Raw genomic sequence first — 25,813 nt, 5'->3', positions numbered from 1 at the left:
GGGCCAGACAGGTCAGTCACGCAGGCCGCGTATCATTCCCCGTCCCCGACCGATGCAGAGCGACGTAGCCGCGAAGGCTCCGGCCATGGCCGTCCGTCTGCCCGTCGCGGACCGGTTCGCCCGGACGGACCCTGAACCAGATCGCATAGAGCGCTGGCAGGAAGACCAGGATCAGCACCGTGCCGCCGGCCGTGCCGCCAATCAAGGTGTAGGCCATCGATCCCCAGAAGACGGATGTCGTCAGGGGAACGAAGGCCAGGACGGCGGCCAGCGCCGTCAGGATGACCGGGCGGGCGCGCTGGACGGTCGCTTCGACCACGGCGTGGTAGTCGTCCAGACCTTCCTGCCGGTTGGTGTGGATCTGGCCGATCAGGATCAGGGTGTTGCGCATCAGGATGCCCGCCAGACCGATCAGCCCCAGGATCGCGTTGAAGCCGAAGGGCTGGTCGAACAGCAGCAGGACCGGCACGGCGCCCACCAGTCCCAGCGGCGCCGTCAGGAACACCATCGTCGTGGCCGCCAGCGAGCGCGTCTGAAGGACGATGACCAGCAGCGTCAGGGCGATCATGATCGGGAATAGCGGGGCCAGTGCGGCGTTGGCCTTGCCGGCATCCTCGATGTTGCCTCCCGCCACGATACGGTAGCCGGCGGGCAGCCGGGCGATCAGCGGCGCCAGCGCCTCGGCGATCTCGGTGGAGACCTGGGGCGGCTGGAGGCTTTCGTCGATGTCGCTCTGCACCGTGATCGTGGGCACGCGGTCGCGCCGTCTCAGGATGGGGTCTTCGGCGCGGACCTCGACCCTGCCGATCTGGCTCAGCGGGATCAGGAGGCCGTCATGGCTGGTCAGGGTCAGGTCGCCCAGCCGGGCCGGATCGAGCCGTTCCGGCCCCGACGCCCGCGCTACCACGTCGACGGTGCGGATGCCTTCCCGCACCTGGGTCACCGGCACGCCGGTCAGCAGGAACTGAAGCTGCTCGCCGGCATCGGCGGGGGTCAGGCCGATCAGCCGCAGACGGTCCTGATCCAGGACGAAATGAGCGGTCGGCACCCGCTCGCCCCAGTCCTGGTTCACCTGCCGGGTATGGGGATTGGCGCGCATCACCGCCTGGACCTCATCGGCTATCGATCGCACCGTGGCAATATCAGGCCCCATGACCCGGAAGTTGACCAGGAAGCGGGAATACGGACCGAACACGAGCTGCGTCGCCCGCAGCCTCGCTTCCGGTGCCAGACCTTCGGCGATCCGCTCGCGCAGCCGATGCTTCAGGCGGTCGCGCGCTTCGGCATCGGGTGTCAGGACGATGATCTTGGCAAAGGACGGGTCCGGCAGTTCCGGGTTGTAGGACAGGACGAAGCGGGCCGCTCCGCGCCCGATATAGCTGGACACGATCTTAGCCTCGGGCTGCCGCCTCAGCCAGTCCTCGACCTTCTTCGTCGCGGCGCTTGTCGCGGCGATGCTGGTCCCTTCCGGCATCTGGACCTCGACCAGAACTTCCGGCCGGTCGGAATTCGGGAAGAACTGCTGCTTGACCGACCCCATGCCGACGCCGGCCGTCACGAAGGCGGCGACCACGGCGCCGGCGACGAGGAACTTGCGGCGGATCGACCAGCCGACCAGCCGGCGCAGCCGCCGGTAGTTGGGCGTGGCGTAGATCGCGGCGTGACCGCCGGGGACGGGCTTGATGTCGGGGAGCAGCTTGACGCCCAGATACGGCGTGAAGATAACAGCGACGAACCAGGACGCGATCAGCGCGAAGCCGACGATCCAGAAGATGTTGCCGGCATATTCCCCGGCGGTGGATCGGGCGAAACCGACCGGGGTGAAGCCGATGATCGTGATCACCGTGCCGGAAAGCATCGGGGCCGCCGTGTGGCTCCAGGCATAGGCGGCGGCCTTGGTCCGCTCGTAGCCTTCCTCCAGCTTCACCACCATCATTTCGATCGCGATGATGGCGTCGTCGACCAGCAGCCCGAGCGAGATGATGAGCGCTCCCAGCGTGATGCGGTCGAACGCCCGCCCGGTGTCGAGCATGATGACGAAGACCACCGCCAGCGTCAGCGGCACGGCGGCCGCCACCACGATGCCGACTCGCCAGCCGAGGCTGACCAGGCCGACCACCATGACGACGCCGAGCGCCACGAAGAACTTGAGCATGAACTCGTCGACGGCCTCGCTGATGTTGACCGCCTGGTCCGTGACCTTGCTGAAGGTGAGGCCGGCGGGCAATTCCGCCGAAATCGCCTTCTGTTCGGCTTCGAGCGCCCTGCCGAGGTCGAGACCGTTCCAGGCGTCCTGCATCACGATGCTCAGCATCAGCGCCGGCTCGCCGTTGTGGCGGATCAGGAAAGTGGCCGGGTCCTCGTAGCCGCGCCCGACCTCGGCGACATCGGACAGCTTCAGCGTCCGGCCGCCGGAAACGATCGGCGTATCGCGGATCTTCTGGAGGTCGTCGTAGGCGCCGTCGAGGCGGACGAAGACCTGCGGCCCGTTCGTCTCGATCGATCCGGCCGGCGTCACAGCGTTCTGGCGCTGGAGTGCGTCGAAGATATCGCGGGCGCCGACCCCGAGCGTCGCCAGCCGGGCATAGGAGAACTCGACGAAGATGCGCTCCGGGCGTTCGCCTAGGATATCGACCTTCTTGACGCCCGCCACGTGCAGCAGGCGCTGGCGCAGCTTTTCGGCTTCCCGCGTCAGCAGGCGCGGCGGCATGCCGGGTGCCTCGACGGCATAGAGCGCGAAGGTGACGTCGGAGTATTCGTCATTGACGAAGGGGCCGAGGGCGCCTTTCGGCAGGTTGCGTGCCTCGTCGCCGAGTTTCTTGCGCGCCTGATAGAATTCGTCGGGAACCGCTGCGGCAGGCGTATCGTCCCTCAGCGAGACGGTCATCAGGACCAGTCCCGGACGGGTGAAGGTCTCGACACGGTCGTACCAGCGCAGTTCCTGCATGCGCTTTTCCAGCGGTTCGGCGACGAGATCCTGCATCTCCTGCGCCGTGGCGCCGGGCCAGGCGGCGGAGACCGTCAGCACCTTGACCGTAAAGGCCGGGTCCTCGGCACGGCCGAGCTTGAAGAAGGCCAGACCGCCGGCCAGGATGACTGCGACGATCAGGAACAGGGTGATCGCGCGCTCACGGACCGCGAGCGCCGAGAGGTTGAAGCCCATCATCGGAGTGCCGCCTGACCGGCCAATCGATTGCCGGCCACTTGGTTGCCGAGGTCCGGACGCCCGATGGCGCGGACACTTTGGCCTTCGTGGAGGAAGCGTCCGCCCAGTGCCACGATCGTTTCGCCGACTTGAACGCCGCCGCCGAGAACGACGCTCTCGCCGCCGAACGCCGTGACCTGGACCGGGCGGAACGAAACCGTAGACGTGCCGTCGTCCAGCACCCAGACGCCGGGTCCCTTGCCCGCGTCGGTGATGGCCCCGATAGGGACCATGCTCGCGGCAGCCGGCGCGTCGCCGGTCAGATAGACCGTGACCGTAGCTCCCAGCGGCGCGCGGGCGGCGTCGCCCTCAAGAACGTAGCGGGCCTCGTAGGTCCGGGTCACGGGGTCGGCGGCGTCCGATAGCTGCCGGAGACGGGCCGGCCACGGCTTGTCGGCGCCGTAAAGGCTGGCCTGCGCTGCGGAGCCGATGGCGGGACGCAGCGTTTCCGGCAGGCTGATCGAGGCTTCGCGCGGTCCGGCATGGGCCAGCTTCACGACGCCCTGCCCCGCGGTCACCACCTGTCCCGGTTCGGCCAGCGTCTCGACCACCGTTCCATCGGCGTCGGCGTACAGCGTCGAATAATCGCCCTCGTCCTGGGCGACCTTGAGCTGCGCCTCGGCGGCGGACAGCAGGGCGCGGGCGCCGTCGGCCGCCGCCTTTGCCTGATCGTAAGCGGCTTTCGAAACGGCGCCGGTCGTGACCAGACCCCTGTACCGCGCTTCGTCGGCGGCGGTCTGAATCACCCGCGCCCTGGCCGCCGCGACGTTGCCGACCTGGGCCGTGATCGCATGGGCATATTCGGTCCGGTCGATCCGCATCAGCGGCTGGCCGGCCTTGACGGTCTGGCCGGTATCGACCAGCCGCTCGGTGACCTTGCCCGGCACCCGAAAGCCGGCATTGCTCTGAATACGGGCGGAAACGACACCCGTGAAGCCGCGCGCCGCCGCAGTCGCGGGCTCCACGGTCGCGACTGCGACCAGCTGGGCGCCGGTCCTGGGATCGGCGGCCGGTCCGGTGGCCGATTCGGACGGTGTGCAAGCCGCGAGGCCGAGCGCGACGAACGCCGCGAATGCCGCAGGACCCGAAGATTTGAAACGAGACATGCTGACTCCCCATGATCGCCGACGCCCGCCGCAAGGCTGGGTCAGGCGGCAACCGCAGTGCGATAGCGGGCGGCGACGTCACGGCGCGACAGGTTGGGCGCCATCGCGCGCCGTGCCTCGTCGTAGGCGATCCATTGCGCCTCGTCGGCAAGCGGCGGGATGGTCACCGTCTCGCCCCTGTCCAGTCCGACCAGCGCCGCATCGACCAGATCGCCGACCTCCATCACCATGCCGGGTAGGATCGCATCGACATCCTTGCCCGAGCGCTCCCAGATCTCCGTCCGCGTGGCGCCGGGCAGCACCGCCTGGACCACGACGCCGGCATTGCGCAGCTTCGCGGCAAGGTCGATCGACAGGTTGAGCAGAAAAGCCTTCGAGCCGCTGTAGACGCCATCCAGCATTTCGGGCGCCAGCGCCAGGACGGAAGCGATGTTGACGATGGCGCCGGTGCCGCGTCCGGAGAAAGCCCGCCCGGCAGCAGCCGCGAGCAGGGTCGGCGCCGTGACGTTCACCGCGATCAGCCGCTCCAGATCGGCCGGATCGTTCTCAAGCAAGCCGCCGTTCAGCGAGATGCCGGCATTGTTGACCAGCAGGGTGATCGACGGGTCGCCTGCCAGCCGGTCCCGAACCGTCGCCAGTTCGCCGGGGACGGCCAGATCTGCCGCCAGCACCTCGACGGCTCGTCCAGTCTCTTCACGCAGACGCGTGGCCAGCGTCTCCATCCGGGCTGCGTTGCGGGCGACGAGTATCAGATCGTATCCGCGGGCGGCGAGCCGGTCCGCATAGACCGCGCCGATACCGGAAGATGCGCCCGTCACGAGCGCCGTACCCTCGGTCTTGAGTGCCATATCGGATCTCCTGTTCGACCCGGCCGCGCCGAGTCACTTGCATGATGATAGGGATATCGCTATCATCATGCAAGTGACTAGTTAGATACGGTCGACTCTTCGGAACGGCATCGCAAATGGCAACCTGCCGATCGTCTTGACTCTCGCGCGGCATGGGCAACATAGTAAGTTTCATCATGCTACTGACTCACCGACACAGGCCTCGACCATGCAACGGAAAAGCTTCGACGAAATGCCCTGTCCGATCGCCAGGAGCCTCGAGCGGGTCGGTGAGTGGTGGAGCATCCTGATCCTCCGCGACGCTTTCAGGGGACTGACCCGCTTCGAGGAGTTCCAGAAGAACCTCGGCATCGCGCCGAACATGCTGACGCGCCGGCTGTCATCGCTGGTCGAAGCGGGGATGCTGGAACGGCGGCGCTACAACGACCGCCCGCCGCGTTACGAGTACGTGCTGACCGAGCGCGGCCGCGACTTCCGCAGCGTGCTCGGGACGCTGATGGCGTTCGGCAACCGCCATTTCGCACCGGAGGGGGCGAGCATCATGATCGTCGACGCCGTGACCGGCGAGCCGGCGGAACCTGTGCTGGTCGATCGCCGGTCGGGCCGCCCCCTCGTGGAACCGGACTTCGTCCTGGCGCCCGGTCCGGCCGCGAACGCCGCGACCGTCGAGCAGCTTGCCAACAGGAAGGCCGATATGGCTCCACCCGCCAGGACCAAGGATTCCGACGCATGAGCGCCGTCGCAGCCTTGCCGGCCCAACCCGCGCCGTTACAGGATACGGCTTCCGATGGGATGAACCCGCGCACCCGGCGGTTGCTGCAGGGTCCGATCATCCCGACGCTGCTGCTTCTCGCCTGGCCGAACGTCCTGGTCATGATGGCCCAGGCATCGACGGGACTGATCGAAACCTGGTGGGTATCCCATCTCGGCACCGATGCGCTGACCGGCATGGCGCTGGTGTTTCCCGGCTTCATGCTGATGACCATGCTGTCCGCCGGAGCCATCGGCGGCGGCATCTCCTCGGCCGTCGCCCGAGCGCTCGGCGCCGACCGGCGCGACGACGCCGATGCCCTGGTGCTGCATGCCGTCGTGATCAACCTGGGGCTCGGGGCCGCGACCTCGGCGTTGTTCCTGGTCTTCGGCCGCCAGATCTACGGCGCCATGGGCGGCCAAGGCGCTTCGCTCGATGCCGCCCTGCAATATTCCAACGTGGTGTTCGCCGGCAACGTGCTGGTATGGCTGATGAACGCTCTGGCCAGCGTGATCCGGGGAACCGGCAACATGCTGGTGCCGTCGATGGCGATCTGCCTCGGCGTTGTCATGCTGATACCGCTCTCGCCGGTGCTGATATTCGGGTTCGGCCCGATACCGGCACTGGGTATCGCCGGCGGCGGCTTGGCCGTCGTGCTGACCACCGCGCTGATGATCGCGGTGCTCGCCTGGTACATACTGTCCGGGCGCAGCGTGGTGCGTCTGCGCGCCGGACGTCTGCGCTGGCCCTTGTTCGCGGATATCCTTCGGGTTGGCGCCGTGGGCGCCGTCAGCACCTTGCAGACGACCTTGACGGTGGCGCTGACGACGGCGCTGGTCGGCGCCGCCGGCGGACCGGACGCCGTCGCGGGCTATGGGACCGGCGCGCGGCTGGAATACCTGCTGATCCCCCTCGTGTTCGGGCTCGGCGCCCCGATGGTGGCGCTTGTCGGCACGAATATCGGGGCCGGCCAGCATCGGCGCGCGCTGCGCATAGCCCTGACCGGCGGCGCCCTGGCCTTCATCGTGACCGAGACGATCGGGATCGCCGCCGCAATCTGGCCCACGGCTTGGCTGAACCTGTTCGGCAGCAACCCGCTGATGCTCGAAACCGGCACGGCCTATTTGCAGTTCGTCGGGCCGGCCTATGGGTTCTTCGGGCTTGGCCTGTCGCTCTACTTCGCGTCGCAGGGCGCCGGCCGGCTGGGATGGCCGCTGCTGGCCGGACTGGTCCGGATGGTGATCGCGGTCGCCGGCGGCTGGGCGGTGCTGGCGGCGACCGGATCGCTGGCATGGACATTCGCGACCCTGGGCCTCGCTCTCGTGGTTTACGGCACGATGCTGGCCGGTGCGATTGCATCCGGTGTGTGGTTCCGCAGCGGTGATAGGAAGGCCATCGACCGGTCTTGACGGCCCCTCAGGGCTTGGGCGGCGGCACGGCGCCTTTCCGCTCGACGATCATCCGGTACTGCTCCGGCTCGCGGTGGATGGCGAAGTTGAAGATCGTTTCCTTGTAAGGCTTGCACAGATCCAGATCGCAGCGAGCGACGATCAACTCGTCGCCGGACGTGACGCATTGCGCGACGATTTCGCCGGTCGGCGCGATGATGGCGCTGCCGCCGATCAGTTCGCAGCCTTCCTCGTTGCCCGCCTTGGCGACGCCGACGACCCAGGTGCCGTTCTGATAGGCACCGGATTGCATGACGAGGTGATTATGGAACCAGCCCAGCCGGTCGTGCTCGGGCGCCGGGGGATTGTGGACGGGGGTATTGTAGCCCAGCATGACCATCTCGACGCCCTGAAGCCCCATCACCCGATAGGTCTCCGGCCAGCGGCGGTCGTTGCATATGCACATCCCCATGAGCCCGCCGAAGGCATGGACGACCGGCCAGCTCAGGTTTCCAACCTCGAAATACCGTTTCTCAAGGTGCTGGAACGGCCGCTCGGGTTCGTGCGCGGCATGGCCGGGCAGATGGATCTTCCGGTATTTGCTGACGATAAGCCCCGATTTGTCGACCAGGATGGACGTATTGAACCGGCGCTCCCGGCCATCCTCCACGACCGCCTCGGCATAGCCGATCTGGAAGCCGATCTCCAATCGGACGGCTTCGTCGAACAAAGGCTGCGTCTCAGGCCCCGGCATGTCCCGTTCGAAGAAGAAATCGATATCTTCCTGCCGTTCGAAGAACCACCGCGGAAAGAACGTCGTCAGGGCAAGTTCCGGAAACACGACCAGATCGCATCCGTGCCCCTTGGCGTCCCGCATCAGGTGGATCAGCCTGCCCACCACCTCGGTCCTGCTTTCATCCCGGCGGATCGGCCCAAGCTGAGCCGCCCCCACTGTCACCATTCTTGTCACGTCGCTTGTTCCTCAAATCTTCGTTGCCGCGCGGCCCGAGCGACCGCTTGTTCGGCGTCCCTTCCCGCGCCATGCAAGATACGCGCAAAACGGCGTTCCCGCTCGGGATCCCGGCAGAGATGGCGCCATTCGTCGACCATTCACCCCTCGGCGCGTCGAAGCGCACCCTGTCAGCCGACGATGCGCTGCCGCTCGCCCGTCCAAGCCGCTCGCTCGACGGCGGCAACGAGGCGGCTGTTGTGGAGCGCATGGGCGAACCCAGGCGTCTCGTAGGTGCCTGCCGACAGATCGCGGGCGAGAGACGCGTAGACCTCGCCCACATTGATGGCGGCTCCCGCCCAGAAGTCGGCCGCCGTCGGACCGACGCCGGTGGCGACCGGTGCGTCGGGCGTGGCGAACCCGATGCTCGCCGTCAGCCTCAGGTCACCGACCTGCACGCCGGCAAGGTGGTTGCCCGTAATCTTCAGCCATCCCTCCGATCCGCGGATCTCGAAAATGAAATTCGCCTCCTCCGCCGGTACGCCCGCCAGGACCTGGACGGAGACGGGAGCGCCGCTCTCGGTCTTGGCAATCAGATCGACATGGTCCGGGATATCACGAACGGATTTCTCCCCAGTGTCGACGATCTCGATCTCCGGCCAGAGAAGTTCGGTGCGTGCATCGACTTCCGTGATGTCGCCGAGCACCGCTTCGATGACGTCCAGCACATGACCCGTCGTGATGGTCAGGAAACTGGCGCCTGAGGCCGCTTTGTTGAAATAGTCGTAGGCGCTGGGCGACTGCGGGCCGTAGCCGAACGTCGTGGCACCGACCCGTGCCGACATCAGCCGACCGATCTTGCCGGACGAAGCCAGCTCGGCCGCCCGCCGGACCGCAGGATTGTGCCGTCCTTGCAAGCCGATCGCGGTATGCAACGATCCCGTGGCGGCCGCCATCTCCTCGGTCTCGGCCAGCGTCGCTCCGAGAGGGGATTCGCAATAGACGGACTTTCCGGCCGCGAGCGCCGCCATCACCAGGTCCCGATGGTCCGGAACCTTCACGGCGACCGTGACGAGATCGATGTCGTCGTCGCGGATCATCGCGTAGGGGTCGGCGAACCATCGCTCGGCCCCGAACGCCTCAGCGGCAGCCTTCGCGCTCTTCTCCCGGCGGGTCGCCACCGCCGCCAGGACGAGCGAAGGCTGCGGTCGCAGCGCCGGTATGTGCGATGCGCCGGCCCAGCTCGCCTGCGTGTCCGCCCCGATGACTCCGACACGCAATTTGTTGTCCGACATGTCTCTATGCTCCGGTATTTCTTCGACCGGACGCCGATCGGCGCCGTTGCCAGGACCATAGTGACGGGCGTCCACCGGGAGCTACGCAGATCCTATCAGCGATTGGCTTGCCGCTCTCATTCGCAGGCGAGCGTCTGTGGCAAGTCTGAACCGAACGGAGCGTCCGGGACGGCAGCGACGGCCCGGCCTCATATCGTTTGAGAGGATCGGGCGCGCTCCTGATAGGATGTGCATAGTGCTCGGCACCGTTCGCTGGTGAACTGGAGCGGACCGTTGGGCCGGATGCCAACCAAGAGAACACCGCCGGGCAGTGTCCCCGGCATGAGCTTCGAAGAACCGATCACTTCATGCAGAACGTTTGACTCCCATGACGAAACCGAAGTTTTCCGACCTGCTGAACGTCATCGAGCGCCGTGCCCGGTATGATTACGTGACGCCGGTCGACGGGCTGAAAGTGGGTCGAACGGATGTGCCTTCCGAAGTCGGCCACTCTATCTACCAACCTTCCTTCGGTCTGGTCGCCCGGGGCGTGAAGGAGTTGATGGTGGGCGAGAACCCGTTCCGCTACGCTGCGGGGGAATCCTTGCTGTGCGCCGTCGATGTCCCCGTCACGTCGCAAGTCACCGAAGCCAGCCCATCCGCACCCTATCTCGCGATCCATCTCGAGATCGATCCGGCGGTCGTCGCCGACCTTCTGCGCGAGCAGTCCGGTTATCGCCCGAAAGCGCCGGACAATCTGGTTGCAGGCAAGTACACGCTCGATCCGGAACTGTTCGATCCACTCATGCGGTTGGTCTCGCTGCTGGAGCGGCCGCAGGACATCCCGGTAATGGCGCCGTTGATCAAGCGGGAGATCGTTTGGAGGTTGCTGCACACCGAGCATGGTCCACTTCTCAGCCAGCTCGCCTTCGCCAACGGGAACGCCGCCCGGATCGGGCGGGCGACTGCCTGGATCAGGGACAACTACGCTGAGGCGCTGAGTATTCCGGATCTCGCCGCCCAAGCGAACATGAGCGTTCCAAGCTTCTACCGGCACTTCAAGGCGGTGACCTCCATGTCGCCCGTCCAGTTCCAGAAGCGGGTCCGTTTGCAGGAAGCGCGCCGAGGGCTTTCCGGATCAAGCACCATCTCGGCGGTGGCCTACGATGTCGGCTATGAGAGCCTGTCGCAGTTCAATCGCGACTATCGCCGCCTTTTCAACCTGACACCGAGCGACGATGCCGCGACGCTTCGCGCCACGCTCCGGCGCGATCTCGGCCATAACAGGCAATCTACTTCGGCCTGAATCTCGCGGCACCTGAGAGCAGGCCGCTCTACCCGAACAGGCTGCTATCCCGACGCCAGTCCCTGATGACGACCGTCGTACGGCCTCCCGCCGCCTGAACTTCCCTGGCGAAGTCATACCGTTCGCGGAAACTTGCGTAATGGTAAGTCGTAGGCGCGCCCGCGGCCCGGGCGCGCCTACGACTTACATGACGTGTTCGATCCTGATCGGAAGATCGCGCAGTCGCCGTCCGGTCGCATGGAACACGGCGTTCGATACGGCGGCGGCGACGCCGACGACGCCGATCTCACCCACCCCCTTTACGCCTGCGCGGTTCACCAGCTTGTCCTCTTCCGGAACCATGATGGCCTGGATATCGACGATGTCGGCGTTCACCGGCAGCAGGTAGTCGGCAAGGTTCGCGTTGATGTAGCTTGCATTCCGGCCATCGACTTCGGTGTGCTCGTGAAGAGCGGAACTGATCCCCCAGATCATTCCGCCGATCAGCTGGCCGTGGGCGGTGCGCGGATTGATGATGCGTCCGGCGGCAAAGGCGCCTACGGCCCGGGAGACACGGATTTCATGCGTCAGCGCGTGAACGCGGACCTCGACGAACTGCGCGCCGAGGGCGAACTGGACCCGATCGGGAAGGCTCACGCCGCCTGTCGGCAAGGCCTTGCCGCGATACATATCCCGCACGCTTTCCAGCGGAAGGCCATGCGCGCGGGTTTCGGCAAACTCTTCGATGACACCCATGCCGGATGCCTCCATTGCGGCCCTGACACCGGCCGGGGGCGAATTGCCGACGCCGAGCCGCCTGCGAATGGCATCGCAGGCGGCCATGATCGCCGGGGCGACACTGGCGGTTGCGGCCGATCCGCCGCTGACGACGGCCGGGGGAAGATCCGAATCGCCGAGTGAGACGGTCACCCGCTCGATCGGCACGCCGAGTTCCTCCGCGGCGACCTGCGCCATCATGGTATACATTCCCTGGCCCAGTTCATGACCGGCGCTCGAAACATGAACCCGCCCGTCGGCCGTCAGCCGGACACGCGCCGCCGAATTTCCGGCCTGCGTTGGATAGAAGGCGCTGGCACATCCCCATCCGACCAGCCAGTCACCATCGCGCATGGACCCGGGCTGCCTTGTCCGATCCTGCCATCCGAATGCCGCCGCAGCCTCGTCGAAGCACCGCATCAGCGAACGGCTGGTATAAGGCAGGCCGCCGACCGGTTCCGTCCGGGTGTCGTTGACCCGGCGAAGCTCGACCGGATCCATGTCGAGCTTGCTGGAAAGCTCATCGAGTGCCGTCTCCAATGCGAAGCCGTAGGGCATCTCGCCCGGCGCCCTCATGAAACCCGGTGTAGACCGGTCGGCGGAGACGGCGTTCACGCGACCCACGATATTCGCGCAGGCGTAAAGCCGGGTGGTCATCGACACCGCACCCATGGCGACCGTGTCCGCGCGGGAGGTCAGCTCCCATCCTTCGTGCTTCAACGCGATCAGGCGCCCGTCTTGCTCGGCCGCGAGTTGGACATGCTGCCGGGTCTCGGCGCGATAACCCGAAACGGTGAAGCCCTGCTCCCGCGTCGCCACGAGCTTGACCGGCCTTCCGATGCGCCGCGCCGCTATCGCGACCAGGGCGGTACGCTGCGTCAGGAAACCTTTGGCACCGAATGCACCACCGACATAGGTGCTGATGACGCGTATGCGTTCAGGGTCGATGCCGAGCTGCTCGGCGAGCCCGAACTTCACGCTGTTAACATACTGGCTCGGTTCATGAACGACCAGCCGGCCGCCCTCCCACATGCACTGGGTCGCGAAAAGCTCCATCGGGTTCTGGTGTTGCGCCGGCGTGGAATAACGGGCGTCGATCTTGATCGGTGCCGCGGCATACGCCGCGTCGAAGTCACCGACATCGATAGCCATCGGTACCAGCGCTTGCGCGACGGCGTCGGGTGAGTCCATGTCCGCGGCCGGCGGCGAATGCGGCCCATAGGTGACGCCTATCCGATGCGCGGCCTCGCGTGCGGCTTCATACGTCTCGGCAATCACGACCGCGACGGGTTGTCCCCAATAGGCGATCTCGGCCGAGCCAAGGGGACGAAAGGAGTCGGACGCGTAGCCCCCCTGATAGATCGCCGGCGTCTGCTTGATCTGATCGCCGATCGTCTCATGCGTCAGAATGTCGATGACGCCTGGAACTGCGCTGGCGGCGGCGAGATCGAACGCTTGAACCGTGCCCCGGCCGATCCGGCTGATATGAAGGTAGGCATAGGCGGTTCGCGGCAGCCTCACGTCGCTTGGATAGCGTGCCTCACCCGTCACCTTGGCACGTCCCTCATAGCGTGGAACCGGTTGTCCCATGTTTGCGCCGTGTTGGGGAAACAAGGTCTTGTTCATGGGCGGAGCTCCATCGAAGAGGCCTGCAAGAGCGCGCGCACGAGCGTCGATTGGCCGAGTTCGATCTTGTACGCGTTGTGGGATTGCGGTCGGGCTTCGGCGAACGCCAGCCGCGCGGCGGTACGCGCGACCGCCTCCGTTAACGGTTGGCCACGGAGCGCGTCCTCGGCCTCTCGCGCCCGCCATGGAACGGCTGCAACGCCGCCGAGTGCGATGCGGGCATCGCGCACCATACCGCCGTCGAGATCCAGCGCAACCGCAGCGGCGGCGACCGCGAACTCATAGGACTGCCGGTCCCGGATCTTGAGATACAGCGATCGGCGCATCCACGACCGTGCCGGAACGATGAACTCCGCAATGATTTCGCCGGGTTGAAGGCTTGTTTCCAGATGGGGGTTGCCGTCCGGCCGCCGATGCAGGGAATCAAATGGGATTGTCCGGTTTCCTCGGGGACCGGCGATGACGATCGAGGCATCCAGAGCGACAAGGGCTTGCGCGAAATCGCCTGGATACGTTGCGATGCAATGATCGCTGGTACCGAGCACCGCATGCGCGCGGTTGGCTCCTTGAACGGCTGCGCACCCGCTTCCGGGCACACGCTTGTTGCAGGCGCTCCAGGAGGGATCGCGAAAATAGGGGCAGCGTGTTCGTTGCAGCACATTGCCGCCAAGGCTCGCCATGTTGCGCAGTTGTGCACTGGCGGCGAGCGACAGGCTCTGGGCGATCACGGGATAGTTGGCGATGACCTCGGCATCGGCCGCGACATCCGCCATCCTGGCGAAGGCGCCGAGGCGGAGAGCCGATCCGTCCGATCGTGTATACCCCAGCTCGTCGCGCAGGGCATTGAGGTCGATGATCCGTTCGGGTCGCACCACGTCCAGCTTCATGAGATCCAGCAGTGTGGTGCCGCCGGCGAGGAACGAAAGAGACGATTGTGGATCGGCTGCAAGGAATTCCCTCACCTCCAGAATGGCGTTGCTCACGGAAGAGGGGCGCGAATATCCGAAAGGCCGCATGGGTTAACCCTCCATCCGTTCGCGTGCCTGCATTATGGCGACCACGATGTTGGGATAGGCAGCGCAACGGCAGATATTGCCGCTCATCGACTCCCGGATATCCGCTGGTGTGCTGGCGTGACCTTCCCTAACGCAGCCGATCGCGGAGAGGATCTGGCCCGGTGTACAATATCCGCATTGGAAGGCATCATGATCGATGAATGCCTGCTGCATGGGATGCAGGCCGCCGTCCGAGGCAGCCAGGCCCTCGATCGTCGTCACTTCGCGTTGTTGAACGGAAACCGCGAGCGTGAGACAGGAGAGTTCGCGGCGTCCCTCGACGAGGACGGTGCAAGCTCCGCATTGACCATGATCACAGCCCTTCTTTACTCCCGTCAGACCTATATGATCACGAAGTGCGTCCAGCAGCGTCGTCCGCGGATCGACTTCAACCCGGTGTTCTTGGCCGTTGACATGGAGTGTCAGGTCGACGGATGGGTAACTGCCGGGCGACCGGGACGGCTCCGGCACTTGCGAAGCTGCGTCTCGCGGCATGAACGGGATCGTCCCCGTCACGGCGGAACCGATCAGAAATCGGCGTCGATCTGTGGAGAGACCGGTTGTCATGCTTCTCTCGTCGTTCATTATTGATCCAGACCATGCTGCTTCGCGCCTATGGCCGAATGGCCAGACGGCATGAGGTCAGGGATGCTCTGCGGCCAAGCGATCGCCTGGTGTCACTGGGAGGCAGGTTGTCGAAGGGTTTCGACCGACGCCGCATGCTTCTATCAAGCATGGAGTTGTCTGGTATCGATATGCGGATCCGATCAGAGATCGGTCGGATAATCTCAGTGCGACGTTCGTGGCGGCAACTCCCGCTGTTCCGTGCGACCCGTCACGCGAACCTGTGGCAAGACGAGGACGGCGCTGTCAAGTTGGGCTGGGGTGTCCGATACCGGCGGCCTTCGGCAACGAACAGCGCGCGGAACGCGCACGGGTCGTCGCGGGTCGATGTCCCTATGAGCTGCTCCACGCTGGCAGCGCCGGCGATTATCGATCTTGCAGGCCCTATATTTATAGGATAATAATCCAAACCAAGTCCTATCCTGCATAAGGCGTCGCCCATGGTCACCCCGGCACCAGCTCCGGCCAAGAAGCTTCCCGTCGCCAGGCCTGCGCTGGCGGCCTCCAACCGGTCGCCCCTGACCTCGCGTCAGGAGGCCTTCTGCCTCGCCATGGCTGGCAATGTCGGCGGGGCGGAGGCGGCGCGGCGTGCCGGATACTCAGCGAATGGAGCCAAGCAGCGTGGCGCCTTCCTGATGCGCCAGCCGGAAATCCGGGTCCGGATCGATGAAATCCGCACGGCCCGGCGCGCGGCCAATCAGGCCGAGTTGGACGACGCGGCGGAGCAGGTCGGCCGCGTGATCGAATGCGCTTTCGAAACGGACCGCTTGCCGCTGGCCCTTCGCGCCATCGAGTTTCGCTTGAAGCTGCTCGGCGTCATCCAGGACAAGCGGATCACTCATCACTATACCGGCTGCCTCGACACTCGTCCCCATCCCGACGCCGATCTGGAAGACCTTGCCGCCGATCCCGACGAGGAACTCGATTCCGTCCGCTTCCATCCCGGCTTCCAAGCGGAGCCGTCGTCGATAGAAACCGGCGCAGCCCCGGCGGCGACATCGGATGACCCGCCGGCCCAAGGCCGGATAGTGACCTTCGATGACCTTTCCCGGAAGATTGAAAGGATGACATCCCCATCCCGGTCGCTTCGCGATACCACGGCGCTGAGCGGCCCGGTCTTGCCGTTCCTCCCCGGCAGCGCCGCTAGCCTCACCGTATCCGCACTCCACGGGTTGTTCGCCGGCCGGCCGCCGGCATGACGGTTCCTCGCATGTCGACCCGCTGCCCGCGCCGTGTTCGCTATTTCAGGCAGACGGCCTTCAGGACGGCGCCCAGCGTGTCCGCGTTGACCGGTTTGTGCAGCAGCCGGCAGCCGCTTCTCTCGGCTTCCGCCAGCCGCTCCGGCGACGTGTCGCCGGTCAGCAGGATCGCGGCTTCCGTTCCGTGCCTACGCGCGGCGGCGACGACATCCGTGCCCCGTTCGCCATGCGCCAAGGAGTAATCGGCGATAACCACGTCCAGCGGCCTGTCCAGCGTCCTGAACAGTTCCTTGGCTTGGCTCAGGGTCCGGACCGCATGAACCTGCACGTCCCAGGATTTCAGCATCACTTCCAGCCCGCGCAGGACCAGCGGCTCGTCGTCGATCACCAGGGCGGAGAAGCCCGCAAGGCCCTGAATGCCGAAATATCTGCGATCCGACGGTACCGTCCCTTCGCTCTCGGCCTGGGCAAGGACCAGCGAGAAGGTCGAGCCGCGGCCGATCTCCGAAGCCACAACGATCTCGATACCGAGCAGCGCCGCGACGCGCCGTGCCGTCGCCAGTCCGATGCCGAACCCGCGGGAGTGGTCGCGGGCGGTTTCGGCGCCCTGGTAGAATTCGTCGAAGATGCGCTCGCTGTCTTCCTTCGCGATGCCCAGCCCGGTATCGGTCACGTCAAGCACGACATGCCCGTCTTCGACCCGGGTCAGGACGGAAACGCTGCCGTCCGGCGTGTACTTGATCGCGTTGGAGATAAGGTTGCGCAGGATCAGTTCGAGCAGCAGGGGATCGGAACGGACGCGCAGGTGAACGGGCGGCACGTGGAAGCGCAGGCCGGCCGCCTGCGCCGGCCGCTGGAACTCGTCGAAGAGCCGTTGCAGCAACTCGTCCAGAAGGAAATCTCGGGGATCGGCGGTCACGATGCCGGCATCGAGCCGCGCCACTTGCAGCAACCCGTTCAGCATCCCGATCAAACTGTCGATGCTGCTCGCCAGAGGTTCGACCAGCTCGCGCTCCTGCGGACCGAGAGGGCGCCTCTTCAAGAGGTCGAGGAACAGGCTGGCCGAGGTAACGGGCTGGCGCAGGTCGTGGCTGACGGATGCCAGGAAACGCGACTTCGCCCGGCTGGCCTGCTCCGCCTCGGTCCGGGCCTGGACGGCTTCGTCCCGCGTTTCCCGCAGCCTGTTCTCGGCTTCGCGCCGTTCGGTGAGATCGACCGTGGCGGCGATCACGCCAAGCGCTTCGCCGTCGGCGCCGATGATCCGGCTGACGCTGCTTTCGGCCCAGAAATGGCTGCCGTCGGCGCGGACGTAGCGTTTCTCGATGCTGAACACTTCGCCGGTTTCGACCAAGCGGGTGAACAGCGGCAGGTTGCGGGCAAGATCGTCCGGATGCGTCACGTCCTGGACATTGAGCCTCAGCAACTCTTCGCGCGTCCGGCCCAGCAGACTGCAAAGCTGATCGTTGACCATGCGGAACCGGCCGTCCGGCGCGATCTCGGAAAGGCCGACCGCCGCCTGGGCGAAGATCGCGGACAACCGCCTTTCGCTCTCGCGCAGCGCTGCCTGAGCCGCGGCAGGTTCGGCGGTTCGCGCTGCAAGGGCGCACTCGTCGAGCTTGCGCGAAAGCGCCGCAATGATTTCATCGCGCCGGTCGAGTTCCTTTCGAGCCTCCGCCAGCTCCTCGCGAAGGTCAGCTTCACGAGGCCCAGTTGGAAACCCGGTGCCAGAAGAATTCTGCGCCACCTCAAAACTCCTGGTGAACTCGTCAATAACCTTACATTGTATAACAGCTTTGAAGTCAACCCGGGGCAATGCGGTGCCTGAAAATTCCGGCAGGCCGGACCCTCCGATCACTTCGTGGTCACAGGCCAGCAAAACCAAAGAAACAAAATTTCGATGCTGAAAGAACTTTATTTCTTTGTGGATATATGAACCCTTAGATGTCTAATAGTGTTGATCATCAACCTTTTCTGATCGCGAATTCAACAGACCGATGTCCGCCACTTTTCTATCCCTAATCCAAAGCGCTGGCCTGCTCGGTCTCGTATTGGTCTTCTACAGCGGTGTGCTGCGGCGCTTCGATGTCCGGCCCTGGAGACGGCAAGCCGCTTGCGGACTGCTGTTCGGCGGCGGCACCGTCCTCACGATGCTGGTCCCGATCCACATCTCGCCCGGCGTGGTGATCGATGCCCGGGCGATCATGCTCGGTCTCGCGGCCCCATTCGGCGGCATCGGCGCCGCCGCGATCGCGGCGCTGATCTCGGGAGCCTTTCGCTTTTTCGGAACCGGCGGGATCGGGGCTCTTGCCGGAGTAGCCGGCATCACGATGGCGGTCCTGGCCGGCGTCCTCTTCGACCGCCTGCCCAGGAAGCTCCGGCTTCGTTTCCGGACGGCGTCGTTCGCGGCCTTGGGCCTGCTGATCTCGTGCAATATCCTGAGCCTCCTTCTGCTGCCGTCCTGGGAAGACGCCTTGCAGGTGCTCTCGGCGGTTGGCCTACCGCTGGTCGTCATAAACGTCGGCGGCACTGTGGTCTTCGGGATCTTGCTTTCCCGCGAGCAGGAGCGGATGGGCATCCTCCAGGCCCTGCGGACCAGCGAAGCACGCTACCGGGCGATCATCGACACGGCCGCCGACGCCATCGTCACGGCGCGCGGGGAAGGAGAGCTGACAGCGTTCAACTCCGCCGCCGAACGCCTGTTCGGCCACAAGGCCGCCGATGTCCTGGGCCGCGACATCCGCCTGCTCCTGCCGGAGGCGGAGCGGTTCATCCAGGCCAGCTTCACGAACCGTCAGGTCCGGGGGCTGCACCGGGACGGCACGGCCCTGGAACTGGAACTCTCGCTCAGTGCATGGCGCGGAAGCGGCGACCGGCGTTTCATCACCTGCATCATCCGGGACGTCGCGGAACGCAACCGGATCGACGCCGACCTGAAGCTGGCCAAGGAGACGGCGGAAAGCGCCAACCGCGCCAAGGGGCAGTTCCTGGCGGAGTTGAGTCACGAATTGCGCAGTCCGCTCAATGCCGTGATCGGCTTCGCCGACATGATCCGCAGCGAAGTGGCCGGTCCCCTCGGCAGCGACCGCTACCGGGAGTGGGCCGGCGATATCCGCGACAGCGGCCAGCATCTGCTGGGGCTGATCAACGAGATCCTGGATCATGCCAAGGCCGAGGCTGGTCGGCTGGCGATCGGCGAGGAGGAGGTCGATCTCGCCGAAACGGTCAAGTTCTGCATCCGGATGATGGAACCACGCGCCACAAGGGCGAGGATCACCCTGTCCGCCACGGTGGCGCCGGAAGTCGCGACGATACGCGGCGACGAAAAGCGGCTGCGGCAGATCCTGCTCAACCTCCTCACGAATGGCGTCAAGTACACGCCGAGCGGCGGGCAGGTGACGGTGACGGCGCAACAGGACGGCGACGGCGGCCTGTTCCTGACGGTGTCCGATACCGGGATCGGCATCGCGAAGGACGACCTCAGTCACATGTTCGAAGCGTTCTGGCGTGCCGATTCCGTTGGAACCGGCAAGGTCGAGGGCACCGGCCTCGGGCTGACGCTGACCCGGCGGCTGGTCGGGCTCCACGAAGGGACCATCGAGATGACCAGCGTGGCCGGACAGGGAACCACCGCCACGGTCCGCCTGCCCCGCCACCGCGTCCTGTCGCAGGCCCCTGAGTTGAGCGGTGAACCGGCGACCCCGTCGCTGGACATCCTGCTGGTCGAGGACGACGCCATAATCCGCTTGACCACGCAGATGATGCTGACGCGCTGGGGTCATCAGGTCGTCGGCGCCGCCCACGCCAACGAGGCGCTGGAAACCCTGCAAAGCGACCGGCCGATAGACCTGCTGTTCAGCGACATCGTCATCCCGCCCGGAATGAGCGGCGCGGAACTTGCCAAGGTAGCCGGACGCCTGCGTCCGGGCATCAAGGTCCTGCTGACATCAGGCTTCGCCGGACACACCGTCGCCAGCGATATCAGCCGGGACTACCTGATGGTGGCCAAGCCTTACGACTACGTCGAATTGCAGAGGAAGATCGCGGCTGCGATGGATGACGCTGCATGCCGATGAACGCCGTTAAGGAACCACCGTTTGCCCACCCTGTTTCCCATAGAGGTTACGAACCCGGGAGAAACGCTCATGACCGCCTCGACAGAGACGCCGCCGACATATGCCAAGTCCAGCGATGTCGCGGCCCGCTCCATTCCATCACGTCCGAATGCCGATCCCGGAAGGGTGCTGGAGACCGGTTCGGAAGAGGTCGGAGCCCCCACGCCGGCAGCGTACTCTCCGGTGAGCCCGGCGACCGGGACGGAAACCGGCAGGCACGCCGGCTATCCGGTCCGGGACCGTCGGTCCTACGGCATCGGAACCGCGGAAACATTCGTCCGGGAGCATCCCGTCGCGAGCCTGCTCGGCGCGCTCTCCGCCGGCTTCGTCATCGGCGCGCTGCTGAGCCGAAGCGGGCGAGGACAGGCGGTCTCCCACCGTCCGCCGGACCTCGGTTACGACGATGAAGACGCCTATCAACGCGACTACTACTACGACTAGACCTCGTAGGGTGGATCGTCCGAGGATCTGTGACATGGATGAAATCAGGAGGAATACATGACTGGCGGCAACGTTGCTTTTCTTCTTCTCGTAGTCGGCTCGTTCCTCGCGTTGAGCGCTTCGATGCTCTGGGCCAGTTCGCAGACCGTCGACGCGGAAGCCGATCCCAGTATGCCGACCGGGAAGACCAACCCCGACACCCAGCACGATCACGACTGATCGACCGGTAATTAAGCCCGCATTTTCAGGCTGTATCCCGCCACCTCGGAGCGGAATTCAGCCAGGAAGTCCTGAGCCAGTGTCGAGAGCGTCCGCTGCGCCGAATGCAGGATGGACATCTCGACATTGATGCTGGGTGCGAAGGGGCGGACAGCCAATCCGCGCCCGACATACTCTTCCGCGGTGAACGGGTCGACGATGGCGACCCCAGTGCCGGCGGCGACCAGCGCACAAGCGATCATCGTCAACTGCGTCTCGATGCGCTGCTTCCGGTTGACGCCGTGGTCGGCGAAGACGGCGTCGATCCGGTACCTGAGCAGCGTCGAAGATCCCAGTGAAATGAAGGGTTCGTTCGCGAAGTCCTCCGGTACGATCCGCTCTTTTGCCGCCAGCCAGTGGTCGCTGGGAATGATGGCGACCGCCGGGACGGGCGGCAGCTTCTCGCTTAGGACGGTGGCGTGCTCGACCGGGGTCTGGCCGAACCCCAATTCGCACTGCCCCGCCGCCACCCAGTCCAGCACCAGCGTCGAACTGCTGCCCCAGAGCGAGACGTCCACGCGCGGTCGCTGCTCCAGGAAGCGGGCGACGAAGCGCGGCAGGAAGCCGATCGCCAGGGCCGGCATCGCCGCCACCCGCAGCGTCCCCGCCCGGCGCGACTCCAGGTCGCGCGCCGCCTGCTCGATCCGCTCCAGCCCGACGAAGGACCGCTCGACCTCCTGATAGAGCAACTGCGCCTCGCTCGTCGGCGTGATCCTTGATCCGCGCCGTTCGAACAGCGTCAGCTTCAGCGCGTATTGCAGATCGCCGATCAAGCGGCTTACCGCCGGCTGGGAAATGCTCATCAGCTCGGCGGCCGACGTGATGCCGCCGGTCAGCATGACGGCGCGGAAGGCTTCGATCTGGCGGGGATTGAGCACGCGACGGGACAACTCCAAAGGCTTCAATTCCGTTACAGCATAATATTTGGTTATGAGAACCGCCAGCAATTCGATTTGACGATTATGCAGCGACGGGGCGAACCTGTCGCCCAAGCGCACCGGCAATAGCGCGGGTCGGCAATCAATGCAGAACAGGAGAGAGACAGATGCGGGCTTTGGTTTACGGTTTGATGGCGACGGCCGCCGTATGGTGCGGCACGGCGCAGGCGCAGCAGAAGACCCTCTACGTGGCGGCTTACGGCGGTTCCTTCGAGCAGACGATGCGGAAGGAGATCATCCCCGGCTTCGAGAAGCAGTACGGCGTGAAGGTCGAATACGTCGCCGGCAACTCGACCGACAACCTCGCCAAGCTCCAGGCCCAGAAGGGCAACCAGCAGATCGATCTGGTCATCCTCGACGACGGCCCGATGTACCAGGCGGTGGCGCTCGGCTTCTGCGCCGATCTGGCGAAGGCCCCCGTCTACGACGACCTGTACGACCTTGCGAAGATCCCGTCCAACAAGGCCGTGAACTTCGGCGCCGTCGGCACCGGCATCGTCTACAACAAGAAGGTGTTCGACGAGAACGGCTGGCCGGCGCCGACCTCGTGGAAGGACATCGAGGACGCGAAGTACAAGAAGAAGCTTGTCGTCCCGCCGATCAACAACTCCTACGGCCTGCATGCCCTGGTGATGATGGCGCGGCTGAACGGCGGTGGCGAGAAGAACATCGAGCCCGGCTTCGAGGAATTCACCGATAAGATCAACCCCAACGTCCTGGCCTACGAGCCGTCGCCCGGCAAGATGACAGAGCTGTTCCAGAGCGGTCAGGCCAACATCGCGGTCTGGGGTTCGGGCCGGGTCAAGGCGCTGGCGGATACCGGCTTCCCCGCCGCCTTCGTCTATCCCAAGGAAGGCGGCGTCGTGCTCGCATCGGCCGCCTGTCAGGTCGAGGGCAGCAAGCAGGCGGCCGAGGCGCAGCAGTTCATCCAGTACATGCTGATGCCGACGGCGCAGATGGCGCTGGCGGTAGACGCCGGCTTCGGCCCGATGAACAAGACGGTCGAACTCAAGCCCGAGCAGCAAAAGGGACTGCCCTACGGGCCGGAGCAGATGAGCAAGCTGCTGGTGGTGGATTGGGACACGATCAACGCCAACCGCGAGGTCTGGAACAAGCGCTGGACCCGCGAAGTCGAGCGCTGACCCCTTGATCTTGAGGCGGGCTTGCGCCCGCCTGCCGGCTGCGGAGATTCATCCTTGCCTTATCTTGTCCTCGATAAACTGACCAAGCGGTTCAACCAGTACCTTGCGGTGGACGGCATCTCGCTCGACGTCGAAAAGGGCGAGCTGGTCTCGCTGCTCGGCCCGTCCGGCTGCGGCAAGACCACCACGCTCCAGATGATCGCCGGCTTCACCGATCCCACGTCGGGCCGGGTTTCGCTGAACGGCGCCGACCTGCTGGCGAAGAAGCCGAACGAGCGCGGCCTGGGCATCGTCTTCCAGAGCTACGCGCTGTTCCCGCACATGACGGCGGCGGAGAACGTCGCGTTCGGCCTGGAGATGCGCGGCGTGTCGCGCGCCGACCGCGACCGCATGGTAACCGAGACGCTGAACCTGGTCGGCCTCGGCGCCTATGGCGACCGGCATCCCAAGCGGATGTCCGGCGGCCAGCAGCAGCGGGTGGCGCTGGCCCGTGCCCTCGTCATCAAGCCGAACCTGCTGCTGCTGGACGAGCCGCTGTCCAACCTGGACGCCAAGATGCGGGAGGAGATGCAGATCGAACTCCGGCGCATTCAGCGCACCGTCGGCACCACCATGATCCTCGTCACGCACGACCAGTCGGAGGCGATGGCCCTGTCGGACCGCGTCGTCGTGATGAACAAGGGCAAGGTCGAGCAGGTGGCGGCCCCGCAGGAAGCTTACGACCGCCCGGCCAGCGCCTTCGTCGCCAATTTCCTGGGCCGGACCAACCTGCTTCAGGGCATGGTGCGGCAAGACGGCGGCGTCGGCCGGATCGACGTGTCGGGCGCTTCCTGGCCGGTCGGGCCTGACGTTCCCGCCGGCCCCGGCGTCATGACCGTCCGTCCGGAGAAGGTCGCCTTCGTCCCCGACGCCGGCGTGCCGGGCATGGTGCGGGCGCGGGTCTTCCAGGGAACCCAGTGGCTGTTCGAAGTCGGGACCGAGGCCGGTCAGGTGATGGTGATCCGCCAGCACGACGGGCAGGCGATGCCGCAGGAGAACGAGCGGGTCATGGTCGGCTGGCGTCCGGAGGACATGCGGGTGATGGCCGCCCAGGCTGGCGCTTCATGACCGCCGTGCCTGAATCCAACTCGTTGACCGCCTCCCACGACACCGCGGCGTCCCCCTCCCCTGCGCCTGCGGACCGCCGGCGCTGGGTGCCATACCTGCTGAGCCTGCCCGCCCTGGCATTGTTCGCGGTGCTGCTGCTGGTCCCGCTGGCGATGACGGCGCTGCTGTCGCTCAACAGCTTCGGCTTCTACACCGGCATCCAGGATGTCTGGCAGTTCGGCAACTACCTCGAGATCTTCTCCGACAGCTACTTCCACGAAGTCTTCCTGCGGACGTTCCGCATCGCCTTCCTGGTCACGCTGATCTGCGCCGTTATCGGCGCTCCGGAAGCCTATATCCTGCGCCGCATGCGCTCCCCTTGGCGCGGCATCTGCCTGCTGATCGTGCTGGGTCCGCTGCTGATCTCGGTCGTGTCGCGGACGCTGGGCTGGGCGCTGCTGCTGGGTTCCACCGGGCTGATCAACCAGGGACTCATGGCGATCGGCGTGATCTCGACCCCGATCGAGTTCATGTACACCGAAACCGGCGTCGTCATCGCGCTGACCCATGTGCTGGTGCCGTTCATGGTGCTGTCGGTCTGGGCATCGCTCCAGCGGCTCGACCCGCAGATCGAGAACGCGGCGCTGTCGCTGGGCGCCAAGCCGTTCACCGTGCTGCGCCGCGTGGTCCTGCCCCAGATCATCCCCGGCATCCTGTCCGGCTCGATCATCGTCTTCGCGCTGGCGGCCAGCGCCTTCGCCACCCCGGCCATCATCGGCGGCCGGCGCCTGAAGGTCGCGGCGACCCTGGCCTATGACGAGTTCCTGAACACGCTCAACTGGCCGCTGGGCGCCGCCGTCGCGATCCTGCTGCTGATCGCCAACATCGTCATCATCGTCGGCTGCAACCGCCTGATCGAGCGTCGCTACAAGCAGGTGTTCGAATGAACCGCAACAGCCCCCTGGCCCTCGTCTTCCACGTGCTGTTCCTGGGCTTCCTGCTGGCGCCGATCCTGATCGTCTGCGCCGTCGCCTTCACGCCCGAAGGCTACCTGTCGCTGCCGACCAACGGCGTCTCGCTCCGCTGGTTCTACGCGATCGGCGACAATCCGGAATTCGTCCGGGCCTTCCGCGACAGCCTCCTGCTGGGAGCCCTGTCGTCGACGGTCGCCGTGGCCTTCTCGATCCCGGCGGCTCTGGCCATCGCACGGCACCAGTTCCCCGGCCGCGAGGTCATGACAGCGCTGTTCCTGTCGCCGCTGATGGTTCCTCATATCGTGCTGGGCATCGCCTTCCTGCGCTTCTTCACGCAGATCGGGTTGGGCGGGACGTTCACCGGGCTAGTGCTGAGCCATGTCGTCATCATCATCCCCTTCGCGCTCCGGCTGATCCTGGCGTCCTCCACCGGCATGGACCGGTCGATCGAGAACGCGGCGGCCTCGCTCGGTGCCTCGTCGTTCACCACCTTCCGCCGGGTGACGCTGCCGCTGATCCTGCCGGGCGTCGCCAGCGGCTGGGTGCTGGCCTTCATCAACAGCTTCGACGAAGTGACGATGACGGTCTTCATCGCCTCGCCCGAGACGACGACGCTGCCGGTCCGCCTCTTCCTCTACATCCAGGACAACATCGATCCGCTGGTGGCCGCGGTTTCCGCCGCCCTGATCTTCATGACGGTTGCGGCGATGCTGGTCCTGGACCGCCTTTACGGACTTGAGCGGCTGCTGGTCGGCCGCGGACAGGAGTAGTTTCC

General features: G+C 65.6%; 21 protein-coding genes. 11 read left to right on the top strand and 10 right to left on the bottom strand.

All coding sequences use genetic code 11. The annotated features are described in order from the left end of the window. Nucleotides 1-16 precede the first annotated feature (16 nt). From N826_RS05710 to N826_RS05700, 3 genes are read right to left on the bottom strand one after another with little or no spacing between them, the layout of a single operon-like run. Entirely contained in the window at nt 17-3,166 is a 3,150-nt protein-coding gene (locus N826_RS05710) for an efflux RND transporter permease subunit (RefSeq protein ID WP_052830861.1), read from the bottom strand. Next, nucleotides 3,163-4,311 carry an efflux RND transporter periplasmic adaptor subunit gene (locus N826_RS05705; protein ID WP_044426581.1) on the bottom strand — a complete coding sequence of 383 codons (1,149 nt, stop codon included), beginning with the start codon at nt 4,309-4,311 and terminating at the stop codon, nt 3,163-3,165. Before N826_RS05705 ends, N826_RS05710 begins: the two co-directional genes overlap by 4 nt. A gap of 41 nt (nt 4,312-4,352) precedes the next feature. Beyond that, on the bottom strand, nt 4,353-5,159 hold the full coding sequence (locus N826_RS05700; protein ID WP_044426580.1) for an SDR family NAD(P)-dependent oxidoreductase: 807 nt from the start codon (nt 5,157-5,159) through the stop codon (nt 4,353-4,355). Nucleotides 5,160-5,367: 208 nt separating this feature from the next. On the opposite strand from N826_RS05700, the gene N826_RS05695 reads away from it, so the two are divergent. Both N826_RS05695 and N826_RS05690 read left to right on the top strand, forming a co-directional pair. Continuing rightward, nucleotides 5,368-5,892 carry a winged helix-turn-helix transcriptional regulator gene (locus tag N826_RS05695; RefSeq protein WP_044426579.1) on the top strand — a complete coding sequence of 175 codons (525 nt, stop codon included), beginning with the start codon at nt 5,368-5,370 and terminating at the stop codon, nt 5,890-5,892. Next, nucleotides 5,889-7,319 (top strand): MATE family efflux transporter, encoded by a 1,431-nt coding sequence (locus tag N826_RS05690; RefSeq protein ID WP_044426578.1) that lies wholly within the window; start codon nt 5,889-5,891, stop codon nt 7,317-7,319. The genes N826_RS05695 and N826_RS05690 overlap by 4 nt, the downstream gene beginning before the upstream one ends. A 7-nt stretch (nt 7,320-7,326) precedes the next feature. On the opposite strand, the gene N826_RS05685 is transcribed toward N826_RS05690, so the two are convergent. Beyond that, nucleotides 7,327-8,259 carry an N-carbamoyl-D-amino-acid hydrolase gene (locus N826_RS05685; protein ID WP_169789295.1) on the bottom strand — a complete coding sequence of 311 codons (933 nt, stop codon included), beginning with the start codon at nt 8,257-8,259 and terminating at the stop codon, nt 7,327-7,329. A gap of 179 nt (nt 8,260-8,438) precedes the next feature. Then, nucleotides 8,439-9,542 (bottom strand): Gfo/Idh/MocA family protein, encoded by a 1,104-nt coding sequence (locus N826_RS05680; protein WP_044426575.1) that lies wholly within the window; start codon nt 9,540-9,542, stop codon nt 8,439-8,441. Between the two features lie 367 nt (nt 9,543-9,909). Between N826_RS05680 and N826_RS05675 the strand changes: the two genes are divergently transcribed. Next, nucleotides 9,910-10,827, top strand: a complete 918-nt coding sequence (locus N826_RS05675; protein ID WP_044426574.1) for an AraC family transcriptional regulator — start codon at nt 9,910-9,912, stop codon at nt 10,825-10,827. Between the two features lie 183 nt (nt 10,828-11,010). Here N826_RS05675 and N826_RS05670 read toward each other — a convergent pair whose 3' ends face one another. The 3 genes from N826_RS05670 to N826_RS41515 are packed head-to-tail and all read right to left on the bottom strand — an operon-like array spanning nt 11,011 to nt 14,849. Next, on the bottom strand, nt 11,011-13,209 hold the full coding sequence (locus tag N826_RS05670; protein WP_044426572.1) for a xanthine dehydrogenase family protein molybdopterin-binding subunit: 2,199 nt from the start codon (nt 13,207-13,209) through the stop codon (nt 11,011-11,013). Continuing rightward, nucleotides 13,206-14,225, bottom strand: a complete 1,020-nt coding sequence (locus tag N826_RS05665) for an FAD binding domain-containing protein (RefSeq protein ID WP_044426571.1) — start codon at nt 14,223-14,225, stop codon at nt 13,206-13,208. The genes N826_RS05670 and N826_RS05665 overlap by 4 nt, the downstream gene beginning before the upstream one ends. 3 nt (nt 14,226-14,228) lie before the next feature. Beyond that, the gene (locus tag N826_RS41515) at nt 14,229-14,849 is read right to left on the bottom strand and encodes a (2Fe-2S)-binding protein (RefSeq protein WP_084720521.1); all 621 of its coding nucleotides are present in this window, start codon (nt 14,847-14,849) and stop codon (nt 14,229-14,231) included. Nucleotides 14,850-15,328: 479 nt separating this feature from the next. Between N826_RS41515 and N826_RS05655 the strand changes: the two genes are divergently transcribed. Beyond that, nucleotides 15,329-16,087, top strand: a complete 759-nt coding sequence (locus tag N826_RS05655; RefSeq protein ID WP_044426568.1) for a terminase small subunit — start codon at nt 15,329-15,331, stop codon at nt 16,085-16,087. Between the two features lie 40 nt (nt 16,088-16,127). On the opposite strand, the gene N826_RS05650 is transcribed toward N826_RS05655, so the two are convergent. Then, entirely contained in the window at nt 16,128-17,831 is a 1,704-nt protein-coding gene (locus tag N826_RS05650; RefSeq protein WP_052830860.1) for a sensor histidine kinase, read from the bottom strand. A gap of 250 nt (nt 17,832-18,081) precedes the next feature. Between N826_RS05650 and N826_RS39700 the strand changes: the two genes are divergently transcribed. From N826_RS39700 to N826_RS42850, 3 genes are all read left to right on the top strand, one after another. After that, the gene (locus N826_RS39700; RefSeq protein WP_084720518.1) at nt 18,082-20,160 is read left to right on the top strand and encodes an ATP-binding protein; all 2,079 of its coding nucleotides are present in this window, start codon (nt 18,082-18,084) and stop codon (nt 20,158-20,160) included. A 69-nt stretch (nt 20,161-20,229) separates the two neighbouring features. Then, nucleotides 20,230-20,640: a DUF883 domain-containing protein gene (locus N826_RS05640; RefSeq protein WP_044426567.1), complete on the top strand. Its 411-nt coding sequence runs from the start codon at nt 20,230-20,232 to the stop codon at nt 20,638-20,640. Between the two features lie 57 nt (nt 20,641-20,697). Further along, the gene (locus tag N826_RS42850) at nt 20,698-20,859 is read left to right on the top strand and encodes a hypothetical protein (protein WP_157599324.1); all 162 of its coding nucleotides are present in this window, start codon (nt 20,698-20,700) and stop codon (nt 20,857-20,859) included. Between the two features lie 11 nt (nt 20,860-20,870). On the opposite strand, the gene N826_RS05635 is transcribed toward N826_RS42850, so the two are convergent. Next, nucleotides 20,871-21,794, bottom strand: coding sequence for a LysR substrate-binding domain-containing protein (locus N826_RS05635; RefSeq protein WP_247870462.1), 924 nt, complete (start codon nt 21,792-21,794; stop codon nt 20,871-20,873). 149 nt (nt 21,795-21,943) lie between these two features. On the opposite strand from N826_RS05635, the gene N826_RS05630 reads away from it, so the two are divergent. Genes N826_RS05630 through N826_RS05615 form a run of 4 tightly spaced genes read left to right on the top strand, consistent with a single transcriptional unit; the run spans nt 21,944 to nt 25,808 of the window. Next, nucleotides 21,944-22,978: an ABC transporter substrate-binding protein gene (locus tag N826_RS05630; protein ID WP_044426564.1), complete on the top strand. Its 1,035-nt coding sequence runs from the start codon at nt 21,944-21,946 to the stop codon at nt 22,976-22,978. A gap of 54 nt (nt 22,979-23,032) precedes the next feature. Continuing rightward, on the top strand, nt 23,033-24,085 hold the full coding sequence (locus tag N826_RS05625) for an ABC transporter ATP-binding protein (RefSeq protein WP_044426563.1): 1,053 nt from the start codon (nt 23,033-23,035) through the stop codon (nt 24,083-24,085). Then, entirely contained in the window at nt 24,082-25,011 is a 930-nt protein-coding gene (locus N826_RS05620) for an ABC transporter permease (RefSeq protein ID WP_044426561.1), read from the top strand. Before N826_RS05625 ends, N826_RS05620 begins: the two co-directional genes overlap by 4 nt. Then, on the top strand, nt 25,008-25,808 hold the full coding sequence (locus N826_RS05615) for an ABC transporter permease (RefSeq protein WP_044426558.1): 801 nt from the start codon (nt 25,008-25,010) through the stop codon (nt 25,806-25,808). The genes N826_RS05620 and N826_RS05615 overlap by 4 nt, the downstream gene beginning before the upstream one ends. Nucleotides 25,809-25,813 lie beyond the last annotated feature (5 nt).

It is taken from the genome of Skermanella aerolata KACC 11604 (assembly GCF_000936425.1).
Taxonomy (GTDB): domain Bacteria; phylum Pseudomonadota; class Alphaproteobacteria; order Azospirillales; family Azospirillaceae; genus Skermanella; species Skermanella aerolata.
The sequence above is the reverse complement of the archived record's forward strand: the minus strand, read 5'-3'. Positions and strand labels throughout refer to the sequence as shown.

Coding starts and splice junctions, on each gene's coding strand:
- N826_RS05690 (WP_044426578.1), top strand. CDS start 5,889: ATGAGCGCCGTCGCAGCCTTGCCGGCCCAACCCGCGCCGTTACAGGAT.
- N826_RS39700 (WP_084720518.1), top strand. CDS start 18,082: ATGTCCGCCACTTTTCTATCCCTAATCCAAAGCGCTGGCCTGCTCGGT.
- N826_RS05655 (WP_044426568.1), top strand. CDS start 15,329: ATGGTCACCCCGGCACCAGCTCCGGCCAAGAAGCTTCCCGTCGCCAGG.
- N826_RS05620 (WP_044426561.1), top strand. CDS start 24,082: ATGACCGCCGTGCCTGAATCCAACTCGTTGACCGCCTCCCACGACACC.
- N826_RS05630 (WP_044426564.1), top strand. CDS start 21,944: ATGCGGGCTTTGGTTTACGGTTTGATGGCGACGGCCGCCGTATGGTGC.
- N826_RS41515 (WP_084720521.1), bottom strand. CDS start 14,849: ATGAACGACGAGAGAAGCATGACAACCGGTCTCTCCACAGATCGACGC.
- N826_RS42850 (WP_157599324.1), top strand. CDS start 20,698: ATGACTGGCGGCAACGTTGCTTTTCTTCTTCTCGTAGTCGGCTCGTTC.
- N826_RS05695 (WP_044426579.1), top strand. CDS start 5,368: ATGCAACGGAAAAGCTTCGACGAAATGCCCTGTCCGATCGCCAGGAGC.
- N826_RS05615 (WP_044426558.1), top strand. CDS start 25,008: ATGAACCGCAACAGCCCCCTGGCCCTCGTCTTCCACGTGCTGTTCCTG.
- N826_RS05705 (WP_044426581.1), bottom strand. CDS start 4,311: ATGTCTCGTTTCAAATCTTCGGGTCCTGCGGCATTCGCGGCGTTCGTC.
- N826_RS05685 (WP_169789295.1), bottom strand. CDS start 8,259: ATGGTGACAGTGGGGGCGGCTCAGCTTGGGCCGATCCGCCGGGATGAA.
- N826_RS05700 (WP_044426580.1), bottom strand. CDS start 5,159: ATGGCACTCAAGACCGAGGGTACGGCGCTCGTGACGGGCGCATCTTCC.
- N826_RS05665 (WP_044426571.1), bottom strand. CDS start 14,225: ATGCGGCCTTTCGGATATTCGCGCCCCTCTTCCGTGAGCAACGCCATT.
- N826_RS05680 (WP_044426575.1), bottom strand. CDS start 9,542: ATGTCGGACAACAAATTGCGTGTCGGAGTCATCGGGGCGGACACGCAG.
- N826_RS05640 (WP_044426567.1), top strand. CDS start 20,230: ATGACCGCCTCGACAGAGACGCCGCCGACATATGCCAAGTCCAGCGAT.
- N826_RS05675 (WP_044426574.1), top strand. CDS start 9,910: ATGACGAAACCGAAGTTTTCCGACCTGCTGAACGTCATCGAGCGCCGT.
- N826_RS05670 (WP_044426572.1), bottom strand. CDS start 13,209: ATGAACAAGACCTTGTTTCCCCAACACGGCGCAAACATGGGACAACCG.
- N826_RS05710 (WP_052830861.1), bottom strand. CDS start 3,166: ATGATGGGCTTCAACCTCTCGGCGCTCGCGGTCCGTGAGCGCGCGATC.